This window comes from Ensifer sp. ENS06, assembly GCF_014852205.1.
Taxonomy (GTDB): domain Bacteria; phylum Pseudomonadota; class Alphaproteobacteria; order Rhizobiales; family Rhizobiaceae; genus Ensifer; species Ensifer adhaerens.
The window spans coordinates 256,861-276,667 of the sequence record NZ_JACVBC010000005.1; the positions used below are offsets into that span (position 1 = coordinate 256,861).

18 protein-coding genes are annotated in these 19,807 nt (G+C 60.5%); 7 read left to right on the forward strand and 11 right to left on the reverse strand.

Annotated features, from left to right (window positions below; all coding sequences use genetic code 11):
• Positions 1-367: 367 nt before the first annotated feature.
• The 7 genes from IB279_RS20275 to IB279_RS20305 all read right to left on the reverse strand — a co-directional run bounded on the left by IB279_RS20275 (position 368) and on the right by IB279_RS20305 (position 7,998).
• On the reverse strand, positions 368-1,369 hold the full coding sequence (locus IB279_RS20275) for a hypothetical protein (RefSeq protein ID WP_192339678.1): 1,002 nt from the start codon (positions 1,367-1,369) through the stop codon (positions 368-370).
• Between the two features lie 92 nt (positions 1,370-1,461).
• A complete protein-coding gene (locus IB279_RS20280; protein WP_192339680.1) occupies positions 1,462-3,393 on the reverse strand; it encodes a glycosyltransferase in 1,932 nt (643 codons plus the stop codon).
• A 149-nt stretch (positions 3,394-3,542) separates the two neighbouring features.
• Positions 3,543-4,355: a sterol desaturase family protein gene (locus IB279_RS20285; RefSeq protein WP_246802051.1), complete on the reverse strand. Its 813-nt coding sequence runs from the start codon at positions 4,353-4,355 to the stop codon at positions 3,543-3,545.
• A gap of 81 nt (positions 4,356-4,436) precedes the next feature.
• Positions 4,437-5,234 (reverse strand): 3-methyl-2-oxobutanoate hydroxymethyltransferase, encoded by a 798-nt coding sequence (locus tag IB279_RS20290; protein WP_192339684.1) that lies wholly within the window; start codon positions 5,232-5,234, stop codon positions 4,437-4,439.
• A 48-nt stretch (positions 5,235-5,282) separates the two neighbouring features.
• Positions 5,283-6,509 carry an NAD(P)/FAD-dependent oxidoreductase gene (locus IB279_RS20295; RefSeq protein WP_192339686.1) on the reverse strand — a complete coding sequence of 409 codons (1,227 nt, stop codon included), beginning with the start codon at positions 6,507-6,509 and terminating at the stop codon, positions 5,283-5,285.
• A gap of 49 nt (positions 6,510-6,558) precedes the next feature.
• The gene (locus IB279_RS20300) at positions 6,559-6,876 is read right to left on the reverse strand and encodes a MocE family 2Fe-2S type ferredoxin (protein ID WP_192339688.1); all 318 of its coding nucleotides are present in this window, start codon (positions 6,874-6,876) and stop codon (positions 6,559-6,561) included.
• Between the two features lie 30 nt (positions 6,877-6,906).
• Positions 6,907-7,998, reverse strand: a complete 1,092-nt coding sequence (locus IB279_RS20305) for a fatty acid desaturase family protein (RefSeq protein WP_192339690.1) — start codon at positions 7,996-7,998, stop codon at positions 6,907-6,909.
• A 164-nt stretch (positions 7,999-8,162) separates the two neighbouring features.
• On the opposite strand from IB279_RS20305, the gene IB279_RS20310 reads away from it, so the two are divergent.
• On the forward strand, positions 8,163-9,194 hold the full coding sequence (locus tag IB279_RS20310) for a LacI family DNA-binding transcriptional regulator (RefSeq protein WP_192339692.1): 1,032 nt from the start codon (positions 8,163-8,165) through the stop codon (positions 9,192-9,194).
• A gap of 29 nt (positions 9,195-9,223) precedes the next feature.
• Here IB279_RS20310 and IB279_RS20315 read toward each other — a convergent pair whose 3' ends face one another.
• Positions 9,224-10,267 carry a capsular biosynthesis protein gene (locus IB279_RS20315; protein ID WP_192339694.1) on the reverse strand — a complete coding sequence of 348 codons (1,044 nt, stop codon included), beginning with the start codon at positions 10,265-10,267 and terminating at the stop codon, positions 9,224-9,226.
• Positions 10,268-10,591: 324 nt separating this feature from the next.
• Between IB279_RS20315 and IB279_RS20320 the strand changes: the two genes are divergently transcribed.
• The 5 genes from IB279_RS20320 to IB279_RS37715 all read left to right on the forward strand — a co-directional run bounded on the left by IB279_RS20320 (position 10,592) and on the right by IB279_RS37715 (position 15,663).
• Positions 10,592-11,404 (forward strand): TIM barrel protein, encoded by an 813-nt coding sequence (locus IB279_RS20320; protein ID WP_192339696.1) that lies wholly within the window; start codon positions 10,592-10,594, stop codon positions 11,402-11,404.
• Positions 11,405-11,633: 229 nt separating this feature from the next.
• Positions 11,634-12,563, forward strand: a complete 930-nt coding sequence (locus IB279_RS20325; RefSeq protein WP_060521028.1) for a sugar ABC transporter substrate-binding protein — start codon at positions 11,634-11,636, stop codon at positions 12,561-12,563.
• A 165-nt stretch (positions 12,564-12,728) separates the two neighbouring features.
• Positions 12,729-14,270 carry a sugar ABC transporter ATP-binding protein gene (locus IB279_RS20330; RefSeq protein ID WP_060610340.1) on the forward strand — a complete coding sequence of 514 codons (1,542 nt, stop codon included), beginning with the start codon at positions 12,729-12,731 and terminating at the stop codon, positions 14,268-14,270.
• Positions 14,271-14,301: 31 nt separating this feature from the next.
• Positions 14,302-15,327 carry an ABC transporter permease gene (locus tag IB279_RS20335; RefSeq protein ID WP_034800589.1) on the forward strand — a complete coding sequence of 342 codons (1,026 nt, stop codon included), beginning with the start codon at positions 14,302-14,304 and terminating at the stop codon, positions 15,325-15,327.
• Between the two features lie 213 nt (positions 15,328-15,540).
• Positions 15,541-15,663, forward strand: coding sequence for a hypothetical protein (locus IB279_RS37715; RefSeq protein ID WP_255381084.1), 123 nt, complete (start codon positions 15,541-15,543; stop codon positions 15,661-15,663).
• Between the two features lie 118 nt (positions 15,664-15,781).
• Here the strand turns inward: IB279_RS37715 and IB279_RS20340 are convergent, their stop codons facing one another.
• Together IB279_RS20340 and IB279_RS20345 are read right to left on the reverse strand one after the other, a co-directional pair.
• Positions 15,782-17,161, reverse strand: a complete 1,380-nt coding sequence (locus tag IB279_RS20340) for a sensor histidine kinase (RefSeq protein ID WP_060610334.1) — start codon at positions 17,159-17,161, stop codon at positions 15,782-15,784.
• On the reverse strand, positions 17,158-17,835 hold the full coding sequence (locus IB279_RS20345; RefSeq protein WP_034800583.1) for a response regulator transcription factor: 678 nt from the start codon (positions 17,833-17,835) through the stop codon (positions 17,158-17,160). The genes IB279_RS20340 and IB279_RS20345 overlap by 4 nt, the downstream gene beginning before the upstream one ends.
• A gap of 77 nt (positions 17,836-17,912) precedes the next feature.
• Between IB279_RS20345 and IB279_RS20350 the strand changes: the two genes are divergently transcribed.
• Positions 17,913-18,980 (forward strand): ABC transporter substrate-binding protein, encoded by a 1,068-nt coding sequence (locus tag IB279_RS20350; RefSeq protein ID WP_192339698.1) that lies wholly within the window; start codon positions 17,913-17,915, stop codon positions 18,978-18,980.
• A gap of 60 nt (positions 18,981-19,040) precedes the next feature.
• On the opposite strand, the gene IB279_RS20355 is transcribed toward IB279_RS20350, so the two are convergent.
• Complete coding sequence (locus tag IB279_RS20355) at positions 19,041-19,490, reverse strand: DUF1801 domain-containing protein (protein ID WP_192339700.1); 450 nt, start codon at positions 19,488-19,490, stop codon at positions 19,041-19,043.
• Between the last annotated feature and the right edge of the window lie 317 nt (positions 19,491-19,807).

Here is a 19,807-nt window from a genome sequence, read left to right on the forward strand (position 1 = left end):
GTGACGTTAAAATTGCTCCCATCCCACGTGTTAGCGGCAGAACCAGCAAAATGGCATCATCGGCAGAACGAGAAAGGCGGCCCCCCGTTCAAGGGGGCCGCTCTTTTCGTCGATAAGAACTGCAGCTTCTTCAAGACTTATGCGTTAATTGTCGCACAATTCGACGTGTCACGCCCTCCAAGCACTTCAAACGCCAAGGTAGTTGCCAGAGATGTAAAGATGTAGTGGAGTTCGGAACCAGTAATGCTGGGGTAATGTGCCACTATCTCCGGAGAAGCAATCTTGAAACCCGTTGACCTATTTGGCACCGCCACAATGGCGAATTTCTCGCACAAACAGCCGCTATCGTGGCGTGAAGCTCATACTTCTATCGGCTCAAAAGGTCCCTGAACCCTATTTCCGCCGAATCGGACATTTTCGAAACAGCCGTACGAGTCGCAGCTGCCGCCCTACGGCGTCGGTCAAGATCATCAACAAGTTGGACGATTATCTCACTCCAACGGGCGCGATCATAGGCGAGGCGCACTTCTGGACCACCTGACGGTTCGCCATAAGCCGCACCGGCGGAGAACACACCGGCGGCCTTGTATCTTGCAACGTCAATACGTTTCGTCGGTGCGCGACTGTCGTTCACATGCGAGGGCGCCAATGGTACGAGCATGATGTCGATACACCGAGCGCTCGCGTCAGCCAAATATGCCCTCCATGACATCGGCTTGCGGATTTCTACACGATCGGCTCCCTGCCAGATTGCGCTTGCACGTCGATCTGCAAACACTTCGAACCGGGCCTGCGGTCGTTCACGCAAAACCTCCGTGATAATTGGTCGGAGAAATCGATGCTCCTCCAAGTGCACACCTGTTGCGTGATAGGCAATCAGAACTTCACCGTTCCGCTCACCACAGACATCGACATCGTCGGCAGCGTTCATCCAAAAAGCCTTTAACGGTGCAGGGGGTAAGACCACTGCCTTCGCCCCCGCCAACCGTGAGGCAAGGTGCGGTGTCGAGGCCCAGACGATATCCAGGTGCCGGCTCAGGTGGCGAAGCGGCCAAAGCGCTAGATACCAGAGGGATAGGCGATAGGAAAGATTTGCGTCTTTGCCCGTTACAACCGCAGGGATGTCGTCGTCGAGGAACAGGCCTACGCCTGAAAGATGTCCCACATTTCGTTCGATCCAGCGCAAAACGGATGGAGACGCATAACGGCATAGAATAACGAAGGCCCCATCGGCATCCAGAACCCGTGTTTCACTGCCGCGGATATCTGCAACCTCATACGGCGGCATGTCGGGTGCCCCGAGGCGAGCTGCAAGATAATAGTCAAAGGTCGGGTTCGGTATTCGACCGAAAACGATAATCCGCTTCACCGGCCTCCGCGGGCCCCCGCTTGCCCCCTGCCGAAGGCGCGGCTGTGGTAATTGCTGCTCGATCCAACAGGCCAACCATTCGCGCACGCTCGTCAAACGCTCGACCTCGGCGCCAGATTCCTCGGATAGGCCTCGAGAACGAAGTCTTCGGCGATGAGCGAAAGGTTTGGATTATAATGTGGATCGGCATTCAAAGCGTCGCTCCAGCGTTCATGCATGGTTCGTTCCTCCCGTGCGAAACGCTCAAGTTTCTGTGGCGTGTCATCGGCCCCACGCGAAACGCTCTCTCTATGCAACATCGCTGCGGCCGGCGTCCAGACGATTCGGAACCCCGCTCCTCGAACTTTCAGGCAATAGTCCACATCATTATAGGCGACAGTCAGGTTTTGTTCGTCCATGCCGCCAAGCCGGTTCCAGAGCTCCTTGCGCGTCATCAGACAGGCTGCGGTCACCGCCGACATGTCGCGGCGTTGACTGAGTAGCCCCTTGTCGCCCCGCCCCTTCGGATCAAGAAAATGAAAGCTGTGCCGAGCGACCGTACCTGCGCCGAGCGTGACCCCGCCGTGTTGAACGAAGCCATCCGGGAATAACAGTAAGTTGCCGGCAGCTCCAACCGTCGGATCATCGAGCTCCCCCGCCAACTGCTCCAACCAGTGGCGGTCGATGGGTTCCACGTCATTGTTTAAAAGAAGGATGAGGTCGTGCCGTGCGGCATCAACGCCAATATTGCATGCCCGAGAAAAGTTAAAGTCGCCCGGAAGCGGTATCCGGCGGATGAAACCGGACTGCTCGTAGCGCGTAAACAGTTCCAGCGTAGCCGGCTCGACACTTCCGTTGTCGATCACGAGCACATCTAGGTCAGCTGGCGCCGTGCGCTCAAAGAGCCCCTTTAGGCACGCGTCGAGCAAATCGGCTCTGTCGCGCGTCGGTATAATCACGCTGACTGACGGACCCACCCGTATCGGCTGAACGGTCTTTGAGATATCACCGCTACGACGGCACGACAGTCCTCGGTGCAGCAGAATCTCGGGCAGATGCAGTATCTGCCCCGACTTTGCCCGCGCGACGGCAGGGGCAATCAGAGCAGCCGGCGCATGTTCCAGGTCAATACCTTCAGGTATGTCGGAAAGGCGAAAAAGCGCCCCTTCGAGCGGCAGCCATCCGGAAACAGCTAGCGGCTCGTTCCAAGCCGGCTTGAAAAAGGGAGCGAAGCGCCTTCCGCGGCCGTCGATATGGTCCTCGTCGCAATAGACGACCGCGACATCGGTTGAGAGGGCAAAAGGCCGGGCCAGCCTCTCCAGGGCATTCGCTGTAACGTGCATGCCCGCTGGCAGCCGAAGCCAGAGGAGATCGTCGAGATTTTTGCCAGCCTCCGCCATCTTGATCGCGTCCCTCGCCGGCAACTCGTGAAAATCGCGCCAGCTCTGTGCCGCAAGCGACGCCCGGGTTTCGGCGACAGCAGCATTGTCCCCGCCCTCTATCGAAACGAGGATGTGCGGCCTTCGCGGCCAGTTGCGCGGATCGTCCCGGTTCGCGTGCTGCGCCGCCAGCGTCTGGGCCTCGACCCAGTCTTGGTAGTCAGGGGCGGAAAGCGCATCGCATTGCCGGACGAAGCAAAACTCTGCCCCTTTCCTGTTCCCTGCGAGAAAGAGCGAGACGATGTGCAGAAGTGCCAGTGTCCGCCGCAAGGCGATGAGAACTGCGACCTCGATCAACGACATCCGCCGCATCGTAATCTGCGGCTCAATCCCTGCCTTGTTTGCGGTTGCGTCATCGACGAGCAAGGTCATCGCCTGCAAGTGCACCGGCATCCAGCCATAGAAGCGCCCACGGCCTCGCCCGTCGATGAGGAAAGAGCGGAACACCGTGTTGGGCGTCCGGTCTTGGCGCCTCAGCGCAATCCGCGGCCGCCGCCCGAGGCGATGGTTGGGGTCGCGCACCAGCAATGTCACCGGCCGGTCAGCGTAATGCCCCGCACCATGCTTCATCGCAACGCTGAATTCATCCTGCGATGGCTCGGCCATCTACTCCCATCCATCAGCCGCCTGGAGCGGCTTCATATCTCAATCGAGCCATTCACTTCGCAAAAAAGTCGATCAAAAACAACAAAATCGGCAGCCGAACCAGTTTAGGTCAAGGCCTTTTGAAAGCGATCCGCAGAAACAAGAACACTTCAGTCGGCCCTCGACCCTTCAGCCACGCCCGTTACACCTGCCGCCTTTCGCAGCTTCAGCGCTGGTGCATCCCCTTCAAACGCCTCCACCCGTCGATCATAGTTCGGCGCGACGGTCCCCATCACGCGATCCCAAAACGAGAAATAGTTCGCGTAGTTGTATTTGAATTCGGCGTGGTGCTGGTCGTGGTAGGTGGTGCAAAGCATCGGCGAAGGATACCGCGCCGTGCGTGACGCGAAATATTCGAAGCCGGCGTGGCCGAAGGTGCCGTTGATCTGATCGAACAGGCGGTGGGCCAGGAGGATGATCGGCGGGAACGGCACGAGGAATGTGATCACGGCGTAATAGCCCTGGCTCATAGCGGTATCGACCAAGCCGATCGAATCGTTGCTCCAGGCCGTCGGCGCGACGCTGCGGTGATGCAGCAGGTGGTATTTATAGAGGAGCTTGGTGTGCAGCAGCCGGTGGGCGAAATAGAACCAGGCGTCGAAGAGCACCATGCAGAACACGAAGAGCGGAACGGCCGTCCACCAGCTGAACTCCCAGGGCGAGAACAGGGTCCATCCCTTGTACTGGACGAAAAGGCCTATCGCGACTGACGTGCAGGTGACGAGGATCGAGGCCATGCTCTGGCGGATCTCGATCGCCTTGCGCTTCTCGCCGCGCCGCCCCTTCTGGATGCGGCGCTCGGGATTGCGGTCGTTGAGCCAGGTGATGCCGTAACCCAGGATGAAGTACAGCGCCACCGTCGCTGCATAAATCGCAGCCAGCAAGCCGACAAAGGTGAGACTGTCCTGAAGAAGGGCGCTCAAATCGTGATCCGTCGCGGAAAGAAAAGTTGAATTGGCGCGTGGAATATACCAAGCCCCCTCTTCCGCGCAAGCCATACGGCTTTAGCCGCGCTCGAGTTCGGCCAGAAACGCGCGCAATTCCGCGCCGTCAATGCCGGCGAGGTGTCCCTCTTGCGGGTAGCTGCCCGAGCGCACATCCTCGGCAAACTCCGAGAACGCGGTGATCCGTTCGCGCTGAAGCCGGTCATATTCGGCGGCAAAGTTGCGGTATGTCTTGGCGTGACGTGGCACGTGGCCGCGATTGCTGCCGAGCACGTCGGCGGCAAATAGATATTGGGCGTCGCAGCCGGAACCCGCTCCCATCGAAAGCATCAGCATCGAAGTTCTGGCACTGATCGCCCCTGCAACATCTCCAGGAACGACCTCGATTTCCGCCGCGAAGGCTCCGGCCTCTTCAAGCGCCTTGACCTGCCGCCAGATCTCGAGGGCACTCGCCGCGGTCTTTCCGACGGCGCGAAAGCCGCCGGTCCAGGTGGCCTTGGACGGGATGAGACCCACATGACCGCAGACAGGAATGCCCTCCTCGCGCATCCGCCGGACGGTGGAAAGTCCCGCGGCACAATAGACCGCATCACCGCCGGCCTTCAGCGCCTTGAAGGCCGCGCGCATGTACTCCTCCGCCGTGACGTAGTCGCCATACTCGAGGCCCGGAAAGGCAAAGCAGGTGGGCGCCACCTCGCGAAACTCCGGTCCTAAGAGCGTCGGGGGAACCGAAACGAGGTCGATGCCGGCGGCTTCTGCCGCTTCGGCTTCATCCAGCGTTTCAACGCGCAGCATGGTGAGCTGGCGCTCGCCTTTCATCGACAAGAGATCGGCAACGGTCGGACGGTGGCTTTTCATGAGACGGCTCCGGAAATCATGGAAACAGGACGAGATTTGCCGCTCGCGCTAGGCAGCGAGGAGTGCTTTGAGCTTGGTATCGCGCGAGATGAGCGCCTCCGGATCCGGCCGTTTTCGGGCTGCAATCAGCATTTCTGCAAGCCGAATGTCGCGCGCGACCGCATTGCCCGGTCCGATGCCGGAGGCCGCAAGCAGCCGACCGGTATCGTCGAGATGGAAAAGAATGAAGGCATCGTCGGTAAGTTCGCGCCGCACGGTCGTTGCAGCACCCTCGGCAAGCCCCGCGATCTGCAGCGTCAGTTCATACTGGTCGGACCAGAACCACGGCACGCTGGTGATCGCCTCGCGACCGCCGAGCAGATTGCCGGCAACGAGCGTTCCCTGATCCTGCGCATTGCGCCACGCCTCAAGACGTATCCGACGATCACCATAGTGACAGAGCGGGAACGAACAGCAATCGCCGGCGGCATAGATATCCGGGTCGCTGGTTTGAAGCGTTGCGTCGACCGCGATGCCGTTCTCGATTGAAAGGCCGGCGACGGCTGCAAGGTCCGTGTTCGGGACCGCGCCGATGCCAACGACGACGAGATCGGCCTCAATTGTCTCGCCGCCGGCGAGAACGACCCGCGCACGGTCCTCGTCCGCGTCGATACGTTCGATCTTCGCGTCGCATCGTATGTCGACGCCTTCGGCACGATGCCGCGCGGAAACAATTGCAGCGATCTCCTCCGGCACGCCGCGCGAAAGGATGCGCGGCAACCCTTCGATAAGCGATACGGCAGCACCGAGCCAGCGCGCCGTAGCGGCGAGCTCCAGACCGATGAAGCCACCGCCGATGATCGCAAGCTTGCGACCGGGCGAAAGTTCGCGGCGGATCTCTTCAGAATCGGCATGGGTTCTTAGCGTGCGGATGCGGCGTGACGCCTCATCTAAACCGGCGATGGTTCGCGCTCGCGCACCGGTCGTCAACAACAGCCGGTCATAGGCGATGCAGCTTCCGTCGGCGAGCATCACGCGCTTTTCGGCGCGATCGATGGCCATGACCGGGATATCCGTCAGCACTTCGATCCCTGCTGCCGCGTAGCGCTCGGCATCAGCGACATATTTCGGCGCGACCTCTGCCTTGAGCCCTTCCTTCGAAAGAGGCGGCCGCTCATAGGGAAGATGCGGTTCCGCGCCGATCAGTCTGATCTTACCGTCGTATTGCTTTTCCCTGAGGGCAAAGGCGGCCCTTGCGCCACATTCGCCGGCGCCCACGATGACGATGGAACCCATCTCAACCTCCCTGCCCGCCGCGGCGAGCCCAATCCTATCGAGAGCGGCTTCAGCCGAGCGCGATGAACACGCTTCCGGCCTCGACCTTCACCGGATAGGTCTTCAGGTTGACGCAAACGGGCGCGCCCTTGGCCTGGCCGGTCTTGTAGTTGAAGCGGCCGTTGTGCTTCGGACATTCGATGATGTCGTCCATCACGAGGCCATCGGCGAGATGAATATGCTCGTGGGTGCAGAGCCCGTCGGTGGCAAAATACTCGTCGTCCGGGCTGCGGTAGACAGCAAAGGTGCGTCCGTCGTGATCGAAACGGATCACATCTTCTCCGTCGATTTCGTCCGCTGCGCAGACTTCAACCCAGTTTCCGCTCATTATTTCCTCCCATTTCCTGGCATCGGTTGGTTATTCGGCTGCGTGCACGATCGCATCGCTGTGAAATTCTTCCCGGTAGGGCTTTGCCGTCGCCGGCAGCTCGCGCTTCAGGAAGTAATCTTCGTTCCGCAACTGCCGCAGAAAGGCCGGGATCATTTCTCGGTAGCCGTCCAGCATCGACGGGTTCGGCTCCGGCAGATCATGCTTGATCATGGCGTGCAGCTTCGGCAGCGCGTGATAAGGCACCATCGGGAACATGTGGTGTTCCACATGGTAGTTCATGTTCCAATAGACGAAGCGGCTCACCGGGTTCATGTAGACTGTGCGGCTGTTCAGCCGATGGTCGGTCACGTTGTCGGCAAGACCGCCATGCTGCAGCAACCCAGTCAGCACATGGTGCCAGGCGCCATAGAGCCTCGGCAGACCGATCAGCATCAGCGGCAGGATCGAGCCGAGATAGACGCAGGCGGCAATGGTGGCCGCATAGATCGCAAACCATATGCGTGCGACCAGGATCGCCTTCGGCTGCTCCATTTTAGGGATGAAAGTCGCTTCCTCGGCGCTGATGATGCCGAAAGTGTTACGCACCATGTCGATCATCGCGTGCCAAACGTCGAGCACGCCGAAGAAATTGAGGACGAGGCGCAGCAGATCCGGCGGCCGCATGACCGCGATTTCGGGATCCCGGCCGACGATCACCGTATCCGTATGGTGGCGCGTGTGGCTCCAGCGCCAGGTGACCGGATTGCGCATGATCATGAAGCAAGCGATCTGGTAGACGGCATCGTTCATCCACATCGTCTTGAACGCCGTGCCATGGCCGCATTCATGCCAGCGGCTATCGGAGGCGGAACCGTAGAGAACGCCATAGGCAAGGAAGAACGGAACGGCCCACCACGTGCCCCAGAAGGTGATGCCGAGTGCACCGAACAGAACGAGACAACCGAGCCAGATCGCAGTGTCGCGGATGGCCGGCCCATCCTCGCGCTTCATCAGTTCCTTCATCTGCTTGCGCGGAATGTCGGTGTGATACCACTCTGCGGCCGAGAGACCGCTGGCGACCGCCGCCTGGGCATCCCGGCCAAGCAGGCTATAGTCTCGCTTCGTCGGCATCATCGTCATTTGCGCTCCTCCCCGCGGTCCGACCCGATCTGGCCGGCGACGTCTCATGTCGTGCAATGACGATAGGTTGACTTTTGCTAGGCCTCAATGCAGCAATGATATATTCTCTCAAATGATGTCATAACCCGCATTTCACGCGTGATACAAACCTATCAGGAGCCACGATGAGCAACCGTCCGACCATTGCCGACCTTGCGCGTACTGCCGGCGTCAGCGTCGCCACCGTCGACCGCGTACTCAACGGGCGCCATCCCGTGCGCGAGGAAACCGCGCGCCGGGTCTATGAGGCTGCTAAATCAATCGGCTATCACGCCGTGGGCTTGATCCGGCAGCGCGTCTTTGAAGACCTGCCGCAATACAGGCTTGGCTTTGTGCTGCAAAAGCCGGAGCAGGCCTTCTATCAAACCGTTGCGAAGGAAATCGAAATCGCGGCACTGTCGCTCTCGCATGCCCGCGTCTTCGCCCAGATCGATTTCGTGGCAAACTCCACCCCATCGGCCATCACGGAAAAGCTCCGGGCCGCTGCGGCGCGGAACCAGGCCATTGCGCTTGTCGCTCCCGATTACCCGGCCGTGACCACCGCAATTGAGGAACTTAAGGAGCGCGGCATCCCGGTCTTCTCCCTGCTTTCGGATTTTGCCGCCGGCGTTCGCGAGGGCTACGTCGGCCTCAACAATCACAAGGTCGGCCGCACAGCCGCGTGGATGATCACAAAGGCGGCCAAGCGCCCCGGCAAGGTCGCGGCCTTCGTCGGCAGCCACCGCTTTCTCGGCCACGAGCTTCGGGAGATTGGCTTTCGTTCCTATTTTCGCGAGCACGCACCCGATTTCGAAGTGCTGGATACGATGGTCAACCTCGACACCGCCGAGATCACCCATGAAGCGACACTCAATCTGCTGCAGCGTCACCCGGACCTGATCGGCTTCTATGTCTGCGGCGGCGGCATGGAAGGAGCGATCTCGGCGATCCGCGAGGAGAAGCTTGAGGGAAAACTGATCGCGGTCGTAAACGAGCTGACGCCGGATTCCCGTGCGGCCCTTGGCGATGATGTCGTGACCCTGGCGATATCGACCCCGACGGCCGCCCTCGCGCGTGAAACGATCAACCTGATGATCCAGGCGATCGACAAAGGCCCGACCGGGGCGCCGGGGCAAACCTTCCTTCCGTTCGACCTCTTCACGCCTGAGAATGTATAGGTATTGAATGGTTGCGCGAGTGATAGACTTTACGCGTTCCCCCGCGCGTCGCGAATTTCCCTCACCAAGTGGTCGATAGCGGTCAACGCGTCCAATTGCTTCCATGTCAGGGGGTGACGATAGACTGGGTAGAGACTTAATGCTGCAAAGGTGAGTTGGTCGAGCGTCGGGCGTGTAGCAGACCTGCGGTGGAGCGCGGTCTGCGAAGACATGCCGCCCCGGTCTTCAGTGAGGCCCCAACCTGCATAAAATGGTGTTGCATAACACCGAACGGGCAGCACACGCAGAAGAGCGTCGAATCCCATTTGGCTGGACACCGTCCAGACCTCATCGACGATATCAAGGATCGAGGCCGCCGAAACTTTGTCTGCCATCAAGATGACGCCGGGCGTCTTGGCAGCCCGCTCTGTCATGTAACCTTTTCGATGACCGGCAAGCACATCAGGATGAGTGCGAACAACACATTGAGCGCCGCTATCGAGGGCGTCGTCTAGCATGCGATTGAAAGACGCTTGCGATCCAAGCGCCTTTGCGACGGAAACGTCCCCGTATACTTGGTCAACCAGCAATATCCTGCGCCGAGTCGTGCGTTCGATGCGCGGAGCACAATGTGGCAGATTGTTGTATTTGGAGAGCTTGTTGCTAACCAACGCTTCGCGGATGGTGGCCCCCTTGTCAGGAGGCGCCGTACGACCCGCTTCAGCGATCAGCAACTCTAAACGCGACGCACGCCCTGCATCGACAGGTAGCGCCTTGTCGTCAATAACGATTGAAATAGGGATACTGCCTTCTTTTCCCAAACCCACGGAACGAAGAAAACCATCCTCAAGGTGCCAGTGCGGCAGCCTTCTTAGGCGCGCGATGCGGTCGGCGGCAATCGCGGGCAATCGGCCGCCCCAGGAGACGATCCCATCGAGCGAAGGAGACAGGGTTGACTGAAGGGGCGCATTGCCGAAGTAGTGCCGAAGCCACGGGAATGCTTGATGCACAAAAAAAGTCGCCCCGATCTTGGCGCCCCAGTTCGGTTGCCATGCGCGTCTTGCTTCCAGAGATACCTCGTCCTGCACGTTCATTCCGTTGTCTCAATCTACCGAAGTCCTCGACCAACCGTTCCGCCAGAAATCATCTCGCCTTCACAAATGCAATTGCCAACTTCGATCGGCCCCGCTTGTTGCCCCCAAACGCCACCACACTTTCGGGCTGCAACTATGCGAATTCAATGTCATTGATGATGTATTTCCATCATTGACGAAAGACAATCTTGCAGCAATGCAAGACCTTTGACCACTCTGGTCTTTGACGGCGCTCCAACAGTTGGTGAATTGTCCGCAAGGCAATAAATGGAATGAACGTTCTATTTATAGCCTTTGGCCCACCCCACTGGAGGAGACATTCCCGTGACCGCCCTGCCCTTCGCCCTCAATCACATGACGACGCCGAATCTACCGCTTCGCGACTTTTTCGAACTCGCCAGATCCCTCGGCATTTCATCCGTCGAAATCCGCAACGATCTCGCCGGCAACGCAATCCTCGACGGCACGCCCGCAAACGACGTCGCCGCCCTCGCCAGCCGTCACGACATCACGATCATCTCGATCAATGCCCTTCAACGTTTCAACGAATGGAACGAGGCCCGTCAGGCCGAAGCCGAAGAACTGATCGCCTATGCGCGCGACTGCGGCGCCAAGGCCCTTGTCCTAGTTCCCGTAAACGACGGCACGGGCCAGGCCGATGGCGAGCGCCAGGCAAATCTTCGCGAGGCTCTTTCCGCACTGAAACCGATGCTCGAAACGGCCGGAATCATCGGCCTCGTCGAACCGCTCGGCTTCGAGATCTGCTCGTTGCGCTCGAAGACGGAGGCTGTTGAGGCCATCAAGGCCGTCGACGGTGAGAAGATCTTCCGACTGGTGCACGACACGTTCCACCACCACCTCGCCGGCGAACCTGCAATCTATCCTGAGATGACCGGCCTCATCCACATTTCCGGGGTCGCGGATGAACGTGTCGCGGTGGCGGATCTGCGTGATTCGCACCGCGTTCTCGTCGATCGGAGCGACCTGCTCGACAATGTCGGACAGATTCGGCGCATGCGCGCGGCGGGTTATGGGGGGCCGCTTTCCTTTGAGCCATTCGCCGCCGAAGTCCACGGATTGGCGGATCCCGCCGCCGCGGTGGGACAGAGCGTGGATTACATCCGAAGCCATATCTAAGCTCCCCCGGCGCGAGGCCGGCAAATCAACAGTGGGCGCCGCATCAGGCCTTGACGGCGCCCGTATAAAATGGAATACATATTCCGTAATCGCAATTTACTGGTTCGTTTATTCCGTTTTACTCGAAAGCGCAGCGGGAGTGCCGCTTTTGAAATGAATGAGCGCAATCCGGCATTGCGTCCCCGGCAGGAGAAGGTGTCGCCGGGCACCATTGTGGAGGAGAAAGACAATGAAGAAATTTGTGCTCAGCACAGCGCTGGCGATGATGATGTCGACGGCAGCCCATGCCGAGACCATCGGCGTATCCATGGCCCTTTTCGACGACAACTTCCTGACGGTCTTGCGCAACGGCATGTCCGACTACGCCAAGACGCTCGATGGCGTCGAACTGCAGATCGAAGACGCGCAGAACGACGTCTCCAAGCAGCAGAGCCAGATCCAGAACTTCATCGCCGCCGGCGTGACCGCGATCATCGTCAACCCGGTCGATACGGATGCGACGGCTGCCATGTCGAAGATCGCAGCGGATGCCGGCATCCCGCTCGTCTACGTCAACCGCGAACCGGTCAACGTTGACACGCTGCCGGAAAAGCAGGCTTTCGTGGCATCGAACGAGCAGGAGTCCGGCACGCTGCAGACGCAGGAAATCTGCAAGATGCTTGGCGGCAAGGGCAAGGCCGTCGTGATGATGGGCGAACTGTCCAACCAGGCCGCCCGCATGCGCACCAAGGACATCCACGACGTACTTGCCACCGACCAGTGCAAGGGCATTGAGATCGTCGAGGAGCAGACCGCCAACTGGTCGCGTACGCAGGGCTCGGACCTGTTGACGAACTGGCTTTCGGCCGGTCTTGAGTTTGACGCCGTCATCTCCAACAACGACGAAATGGCGATCGGCGCGATCCAGGCGCTGAAGGCCGCGGGTCGTTCGATGGACAGCGTCGTCATCGGCGGCATCGACGCTACGCAGGATGCGCTCGCTGCGATGGCTGCCGGCGACCTTGACGTCACGGTGTTCCAGAACGCCGCCGGCCAGGGCAAGGGCTCGGTCGACGCCGCACTGAAGCTCGCAAAGGGCGAGCCGGTGGACAAGAAGGTCTACATTCCCTTCGAACTCGTCACCAAGGACAACCTCGACAAGTACCAGGCGAAGAACTGATCGCCACAGTCGGGAGCGCGGGCAAACCCGCGCTCCCCCTTTAAAATGCAGGTCCGTCCGCAAATGCCTGCGTCCAATGGATGCCGCATGCGGTAAGATGGGCTGGTCACCCGCCAGCGACGAGGACTTTCCGCGACAGCCGGAAACGACGGGGAGGCAAGGAACATGACGCTCAGTCCGACAACGATGGCAGCCGTGCGCGCCAGCGGCGCGGTACCCAAAGCCGAATATCTTCTTTCTGCGGAAGGGATCCGCAAGGAATTCCCTGGTGTCGTCGCGCTCGACGATGTCGAGTTCAAGCTTAAGCGCGGCACGGTCCATGCGCTGATGGGCGAAAACGGCGCCGGCAAATCGACGCTGATGAAGATCCTCGCCGGCATCTACACGCCCGACAAAGGTGACGTGAAGCTTAAAGGTGCCGAAATCCGGCTGAAGTCGCCGCTCGACGCCCTCGAAAACGGCATCGCCATGATCCATCAGGAGCTGAACCTGATGCCGTTCATGACGGTCGCGGAAAACATCTGGATCCGCCGGGAACCGAAGAACCGCTTTGGCTTTGTCGATCACGGCGAGATGAAGCGCATCACCGCCCGCCTGTTCGATCGCCTGAAGATCAAGATCGATCCTGAAATCGAAGTGCGTCACCTGTCAGTGGCCAACCGCCAAATGGTCGAGATCGCCAAGGCGGTCTCCTACGAATCCGACGTGTTGATCATGGACGAGCCGACGTCTGCGCTGACCGAGCGCGAGGTCGCCCACCTCTTCGAAATCATTCGGGACCTGCGCGAACAGGGCATCGGCATCGTCTACATCACCCACAAGATGAACGAGCTATTCGAGATCGCCGACGAGTTCTCGGTGTTTCGCGACGGCAAGTTCATCGGCACGCACGCGTCGAGCGACGTTACCCGCGACGACATCATCCGCATGATGGTTGGTCGCGAGATCACCCAGATGTTTCCGAAGGAGGAAGTGCCGATCGGCGACGTTGTCCTGTCGGTCAAGAACCTCGCGCTTGACGGCGTCTTCCGCGACGTCTCCTTCGACGTGCGCGCCGGCGAAATCCTCGGCATTGCCGGTCTCGTCGGCTCCGGGCGCTCGAACGTCGCCGAAACCCTCTTCGGCGTCACGCCTGCAAGCTCCGGCGCGATTTCGATCGACGGAAAGACCCTTTCGATCGACAGTCCGAACACGGCGATCCGCAACCGCATGGCGTTTCTGACCGAAGACCGCAAGGACACCGGCTGTCTCCTGATCCTCGATATTCTCGAAAACATGCAGATCGCCGTGCTTCAGGACCGCTTCGTCAAGGGCGGCTTCGTTACCGAAAAACAGGTCACTGCGGCCTGCGAAGAGATGAGCCGGAAGCTGCGTGTCAAGACGCCGAACCTGCAGGAGCGCATCGAGAACCTCTCGGGCGGCAACCAGCAGAAGGTGTTGATCGGCCGCTGGCTGCTCACAAATCCGCGCATCCTGATCCTCGACGAGCCGACACGCGGCATTGATGTCGGCGCCAAGGCGGAAATACACCGTCTGGTCACCGAACTCGCGCGCAACGGCGTCGCCGTCATCATGATCTCTTCGGAGATGCCCGAGGTCCTCGGTATGAGCGACCGCATCATGGTCATGCACGAGGGCCGCGTCACCGGCTTCCTCGACAGGGCTGAAGCAACCCAGATCAAGGTCATGGAGCTCGCCGCGAGCTGAGCGGGAAACGACCCCAAAGGGAGGACTGAAAATGGATACCAATGTCGCCGCACAGGGCGCGAGCGCACCGCTCTCAGGGACAAGGCGCCGCTTGCCGCCTGAATTCAACATCTTCCTGGTCTTGATCGGCATCGCGCTGGTCTATGAGATCCTCGGCTGGATTTTCGTCGGCCAGAGCTTCCTCATGAACCCGCAGCGCCTGACGATCATGATCCTGCAGGTGTCCGTGATCGGCATCATCGCCGTCGGCGTGACCCAGGTCATCATCACCGGCGGCATCGACCTGTCCTCTGGCTCCGTCGTCGGCATGACGGCGATGATCTCGGCAAGCGTCGCCCAGGCCTCCACCTGGCCGCGCGCGCTCTATCCATCCTTGACCGACATGCCGGCAATCGTTCCGATCGGGCTTGGCATCGGCATCGGGCTACTTGCCGGCTTTATCAACGGTCAGCTGATCGCCCGCACCAAAATCCCGCCCTTCATCGCCACACTCGGCATGATGGTTTCGGCACGCGGCATTTCCAAGTGGTACACCAAGGGCCAGCCGGTCTCGGGCCTCACCGATCAGTTCAACTTCATCGGAACCGGCATCTGGCCCGTCATCGTCTTCCTGGTCGTCGCGCTCATCTTCCACATCGCGCTGCGCTACACCCGCTACGGCAAGTTCACCTATGCGATCGGCGCCAATGTGCAGGCAGCCCGTGTCTCCGGCATCAATGTCGAGGCGCACCTGATCAAGGTCTATGCCATCGCCGGCATGCTGGCCGGGCTGGCTGGTGTCGTCACCGCCGCCCGTGCCCAGACCGCACAGGCCGGCATGGGCGTTATGTACGAACTGGACGCGATCGCCGCGACCGTTATCGGCGGAACCTCGCTAACGGGTGGCGTCGGCCGGGTCACCGGCACGGTCATCGGCACCATCATTCTTGGCGTCATGACCTCAGGCTTCACCTTCCTTCGGGTCGACGCCTACTACCAGGAAATCGTCAAGGGCCTGATCATCGTCGCGGCTGTCGTCATCGACGTCTATCGACAGAAGAACCGCAAGAAGGCCTGAGTCCTATAAGCAATACTCTCCTCCCAGTGAAGCCAACTGGCCGGGATGACGAAAGTCATCCCGGCATTTTATTTTGTTCAGAAGGCTATATCGCCAGTCTCAAGCCGTTTTCCACATATGCTTGGCGCGCAGGGCTGCCCCGGCGCACGCGCTCTGGCAAGATCCTTGGCGATGCACTATAAGACAGGCGTTCAAAACTATTGGAGACTTCCCATGTTGTCGCAGCGCAAGCTTGCGAGCCAGTTTCAGCCGCGTTTCGTTCTTCAGCTTTGGAACGCGATGCTGCGGGTACAGACCCGCGAGACAGCTTCCTTCTTCGGCCACCGCGGCCGCTAAGCAAGACCCCAAAAAACCTGAATTGCCCCAGCCCTGTGAACGTGTCGGCTGACCGCTCGCAGATGGCTTTCGCTTAACCGGCCCGCATTTGGCGGCGCCGGGTTGAGCCTATTCGTGCTTAGCCCGCTGGAAAGCGGATGGTCACCTTGAGGCCGCGGCCGTCAGCCCCCTCGCTGAGGCTGGTCGTCGCGCCGTAAAGCTCGGCAATTTCTTCGACGATCGGCAGCCCGAGCCCGGAGCCCGGAGCATCACTGCCGCCGCGCTCGAAACGCCTGAGCACCGTCTCGTGCAATTCCGGCCGAATGCCGGGTCCGTTATCCTCCACCTCCAGCGACACCGAAACCTCCCGCGCAAAGACACGGCTCGTCACTTCCGCACCGCGGCCGGCATAAAGCAGCGCGTTGCCGATCAGGTTCTTGAGGAGTTCACCGATGAGCAACGGCTCGGCGCGGATGAAAGCCTCACCCTCACCGTCAAAGCCGAGATCGATATCCGCGTCGCCGGCCGCCGGCACATGCTCTGCCGTTATCTCCCGCACCAGTTCGACCAAATCGATGCGCTCGAGCGAACCGGTTTCGTCCTTGCCGGCAGCGTCGATCTTCGCCATCAGCAGCAACTGCCCCAGAATGCGCTCGGCATTGGCGACCGCCTCGTCGGCCTTTTTCACAGCACTTCTCGTCTCCTCGATCGAGCCGGCGCGTTGCGCCAGGGCGAGCTGCGTGCGGATGATTGCGAGGGGCGTGCGCAGCTGGTGGCTTGCATTGCCGGTAAAATTGCGAAGCGCATCGAGCGCCGACTGCAAGCGCCCCATGAAGGAATTGACCGTATCGACGAGGCCCTGGACCTCGTTCGGAACCCGCTCGCCGATCGGATGCAGATCGTCCGGACTGCGCTCCGAGATCGCGTCACCCAGCCTGTAGAGCGGGCGCAAGGAAAACGTGACAGCGATCCAGACGATCACGGCAGCGCCGGCAATCATCATGCCGAGGCGGAGCGCCGAGCGCACCAGGATCGTCTGCGCCAGATGTCGGCGCGCGATCGTCGTTTCGGCAACCGTGACCACGAAGGGCACGGAATTGATGCCGGTTGACGCGGAGCGGCGAAGGGCGGCGATGCGGATCGGTTCGCCGCGGAAGATCGAATCCGCAAAGGTGGTCGATGCGCCCGGCTCCTCCGCCAGCGACGGCAGCGTCTGGTAACCGGTGATGAACTGGCCGGGCGGCCCGTCGACCCGGTAGAACACCCGGTCCTGCGCGGCCGACGTCAGCATTTCCAGCGCAACATAGGGGATGTCGACTTCGAGCGATCCGTCTTCCGCCACGACCACGCGCTCGGCGATTGCCAGCGCCGAGCCGGCAAGCACACGGTCGGAAACGACGTTGGCGGTCGTGACCGCCTCGCGATAGGTATCCATCAGTGCAATGACCCCGATCACCACCGTCGAGATCAAAAGCCAGCCAAGCAGGCGCCGGCGGAGGGAATAGACCGTCGTCCTCATTCCGGCCCGGCCGCCTTGTCGAGATAGTAGCCGATGCCGCGAGCGGTGCGCACGGTCAGCCCATGCGGTGCGAGCCGCTTGCGCAGCCGGCTGACATATTGCTCGATCGCGTTGGAGCTCAAGTCGTCGTCGAACCCTGTCAGCGACTGCATGATCGCATCCTTGGCGACCACCTTGCCGGCACGCATGAACAGAAGCTCAAGAAGTCCGAGCTCGCGCGCCGGGATCTCGATCGGCGCGCCGCCGGACGAGAAGCTGCGGGTGTTGAGATCGAGCGACACATTGCCGTAACTGACTGTCGAGGCCCTGAGGCCCGCCTGACGGCGCAAGAGCACGCGCACGCGCGCTTCGAGCTCGCCGACGTCGAAAGGTTTGATCATGTAGTCGTCGGCGCCGAGGTCGAGCCCCTTGATCCGCTCTTCGGGCGCGCCCCTTGCCGTCAGGATCAAGACCGCGGCGCGGTTCTGGCGAGCACGCATCGCCCTCAGCACATCGAGGCCATCCATTTCCGGCAGATTGAGATCGAGAATGACAAGATCGAACGTTTCGGTGGCGGCCACCGCATGCGCCGACGCACCGTCACTGACGACGTCAACGGCATAGCCGCTGCCGCGCAAGATCGCCGATAGGCCCTCGGCCAGGTCCTGGTTGTCCTCAACAAGCAAGATACGCAATTATCATCACTCCCCCGACCACCTTATCCGCCGATGCCTTGCTTGTGAACGGTGCGACACTGAGGCATTGTGGATTCATGCCGTTCTTGATTTCTTTTCTTTTTTTCGCCCTTTGTCCCCAGCTGCTCCTTGCGGCTCCCATCATATTCCCAGCTCTTTCCGGCAAAGCGGACGTGCGCACGCTGGTCGTCTATTCATCGCTCGACGAGCCGCTCGCAAAGCCGATGATCATCGGTTTCCAGCGGGCCAATCCGGACGTTGCCGTGCGCTATGAGGACATGCTGACAGGAGAAATCTACGACCGCATCATCAAGGAGACCGACGCCGGAATGAAGACGGCGGACTTCGCCTTTTCTTCCGCCATGGACCTGCAAGTCAAGCTCAGCAACGACGGTTACGCCCAGCGCAGCGACCTGCCGATGAGCGACCGCTGGCCGGCCTGGGCCAACTGGCGCAACACGGCTTATGCGCTGACCTTCGAGCCTGCCGTCTTCGTCTATCACAAGCCGAGCTTCACCAAGGAGAAACCGCCGTCGACGCGCGCGGAATTTGTCGATTACCTGAAGCGCCAGGGCGCGGCCGTCTTCGGCAGGATCGGAACCTATGACATCGAGCGGTCCGGCGTCGGCTTCCTCTTCATGTCACGCGACCAGGAACAGTTCGGCGATATATGGGATGTCATCCAGGCCATGGGTGCGGCCGGCGTCAAGCTCTACTCGACCAGCGAAGCAATCCTCGAGCGTGTCGCCGACGGCCGCTTCGTGCTCGGCTACAACATCCTCGGCTCTTACGCCGCCGACTGGGCGGCACGGCATCCGGATGTCGGCATCGTTCTGCCGAAGGACTACACCGTGGTGATGTCGCGCATCGGCCTCGTCCCGCAAGCTGCCGCCTCCCCCGACCTCGGCCGGCGCTACCTTGAATTCTTCATGTCGAAGGAAGGCCAGACGATCATGGCGCGGGAGTTGCAGATCCCGGCCGTCAGCCCAGAGGTCGCCGGCGAAAACACCGCCAACACCATGCAGGAGATGCTTGGCGGCCAGTTGCGCCCGGTCCCGGTGAGCCCGGGCCTGATGGTCTATCTAGATCAGGTGAAGCGCTCACGGCTGATTGCGAAATGGAACGAAGTTTTAAGGCTCCATTGACGGCAGTGGACCGGGAGCGCGGCGCTCCCGGTCAGGCTGGAAACGCTCCAGGCTCCGGCCCTAAGCCTTCTTCCGCGAGCGCCCGGAGCGTAGGGCCTGCGCGGAAAGGTTCAGTTCGACGGCGGCCAAAACCAATGCCTTCAACGCCTCTTCGTCGATCGCCTCGCCCTCATGGATATCGATGGCGCGTCGGGTATTGCCGTCCAGGCTGGAGTTGAAAAGTCCGGCCGGATCCTCGAGCGCCGCCCCCTTGGCAAAGGTCATTTTCACAACCGCTTTATAGGTCTCGCCGGTACAGATGATGCCGGCATGTTCCCAGACCGGGACGCCCCGCCATTTCCATTCCTCGACGACGTCAGGATCCGCTTCCTTGATCAGCTTGCGTATCTGCGCGAGCGTCGCACCGCGCCAGTCGCCAAGCTCCGCGATCCTCGCGTCGATCTGCCCGGAGGCAGAAGTGGCGTCTTCCGCCGCATCGTTGATTTTGGCCTTGGTCGTCGCTTTCGCCATCGAATTTACTCTCCAATCATCCTTGCCCGGAACTCGCCTTCAGGCGGGGCCGGCGCAAACCTGTCTTCGCCTTGTCGGCGTTGCTTCCTCATACCTAGGCTCGATACCTAGGCTCGGGCCGGCTGGCGGCAATATCCCAGTTGCGATTCGTGGTTCCGTCGCGAAATCCGGTCGGGAATTTCCTCAATTTGAACGCCGGGGACCGGCAACATCGCCTGTCAGCGCATGCGAGAACCTAAAATTCCGTAAACGGTGCGACAGGATTTTCGCATTCGGGGCTTGATGTCAGCTAAATGTCAGCTTTCTATGGTGCCTTA

What these genes read in the sequence shown, in the direction of transcription:
- IB279_RS20330 (WP_060610340.1), top strand. Translation starts at nt 12,729, where the DNA reads ATGACGCTCAGTCCGACAACGATGGCAGCCGTGCGCGCCAGCGGCGCG.
- IB279_RS37715 (WP_255381084.1), top strand. Translation starts at nt 15,541, where the DNA reads ATGTTGTCGCAGCGCAAGCTTGCGAGCCAGTTTCAGCCGCGTTTCGTT.
- IB279_RS20290 (WP_192339684.1), bottom strand. Translation starts at nt 5,234, where the DNA reads ATGAAAAGCCACCGTCCGACCGTTGCCGATCTCTTGTCGATGAAAGGC.
- IB279_RS20335 (WP_034800589.1), top strand. Translation starts at nt 14,302, where the DNA reads ATGGATACCAATGTCGCCGCACAGGGCGCGAGCGCACCGCTCTCAGGG.
- IB279_RS20355 (WP_192339700.1), bottom strand. Translation starts at nt 19,490, where the DNA reads ATGGCGAAAGCGACGACCAAGGCCAAAATCAACGATGCGGCGGAAGAC.
- IB279_RS20310 (WP_192339692.1), top strand. Translation starts at nt 8,163, where the DNA reads ATGAGCAACCGTCCGACCATTGCCGACCTTGCGCGTACTGCCGGCGTC.
- IB279_RS20340 (WP_060610334.1), bottom strand. Translation starts at nt 17,161, where the DNA reads ATGAGGACGACGGTCTATTCCCTCCGCCGGCGCCTGCTTGGCTGGCTT.
- IB279_RS20280 (WP_192339680.1), bottom strand. Translation starts at nt 3,393, where the DNA reads ATGGCCGAGCCATCGCAGGATGAATTCAGCGTTGCGATGAAGCATGGT.
- IB279_RS20350 (WP_192339698.1), top strand. Translation starts at nt 17,913, where the DNA reads ATGCCGTTCTTGATTTCTTTTCTTTTTTTCGCCCTTTGTCCCCAGCTG.
- IB279_RS20315 (WP_192339694.1), bottom strand. Translation starts at nt 10,267, where the DNA reads ATGAACGTGCAGGACGAGGTATCTCTGGAAGCAAGACGCGCATGGCAA.
- IB279_RS20300 (WP_192339688.1), bottom strand. Translation starts at nt 6,876, where the DNA reads ATGAGCGGAAACTGGGTTGAAGTCTGCGCAGCGGACGAAATCGACGGA.
- IB279_RS20295 (WP_192339686.1), bottom strand. Translation starts at nt 6,509, where the DNA reads ATGGGTTCCATCGTCATCGTGGGCGCCGGCGAATGTGGCGCAAGGGCC.
- IB279_RS20305 (WP_192339690.1), bottom strand. Translation starts at nt 7,998, where the DNA reads ATGACGATGATGCCGACGAAGCGAGACTATAGCCTGCTTGGCCGGGAT.
- IB279_RS20325 (WP_060521028.1), top strand. Translation starts at nt 11,634, where the DNA reads ATGAAGAAATTTGTGCTCAGCACAGCGCTGGCGATGATGATGTCGACG.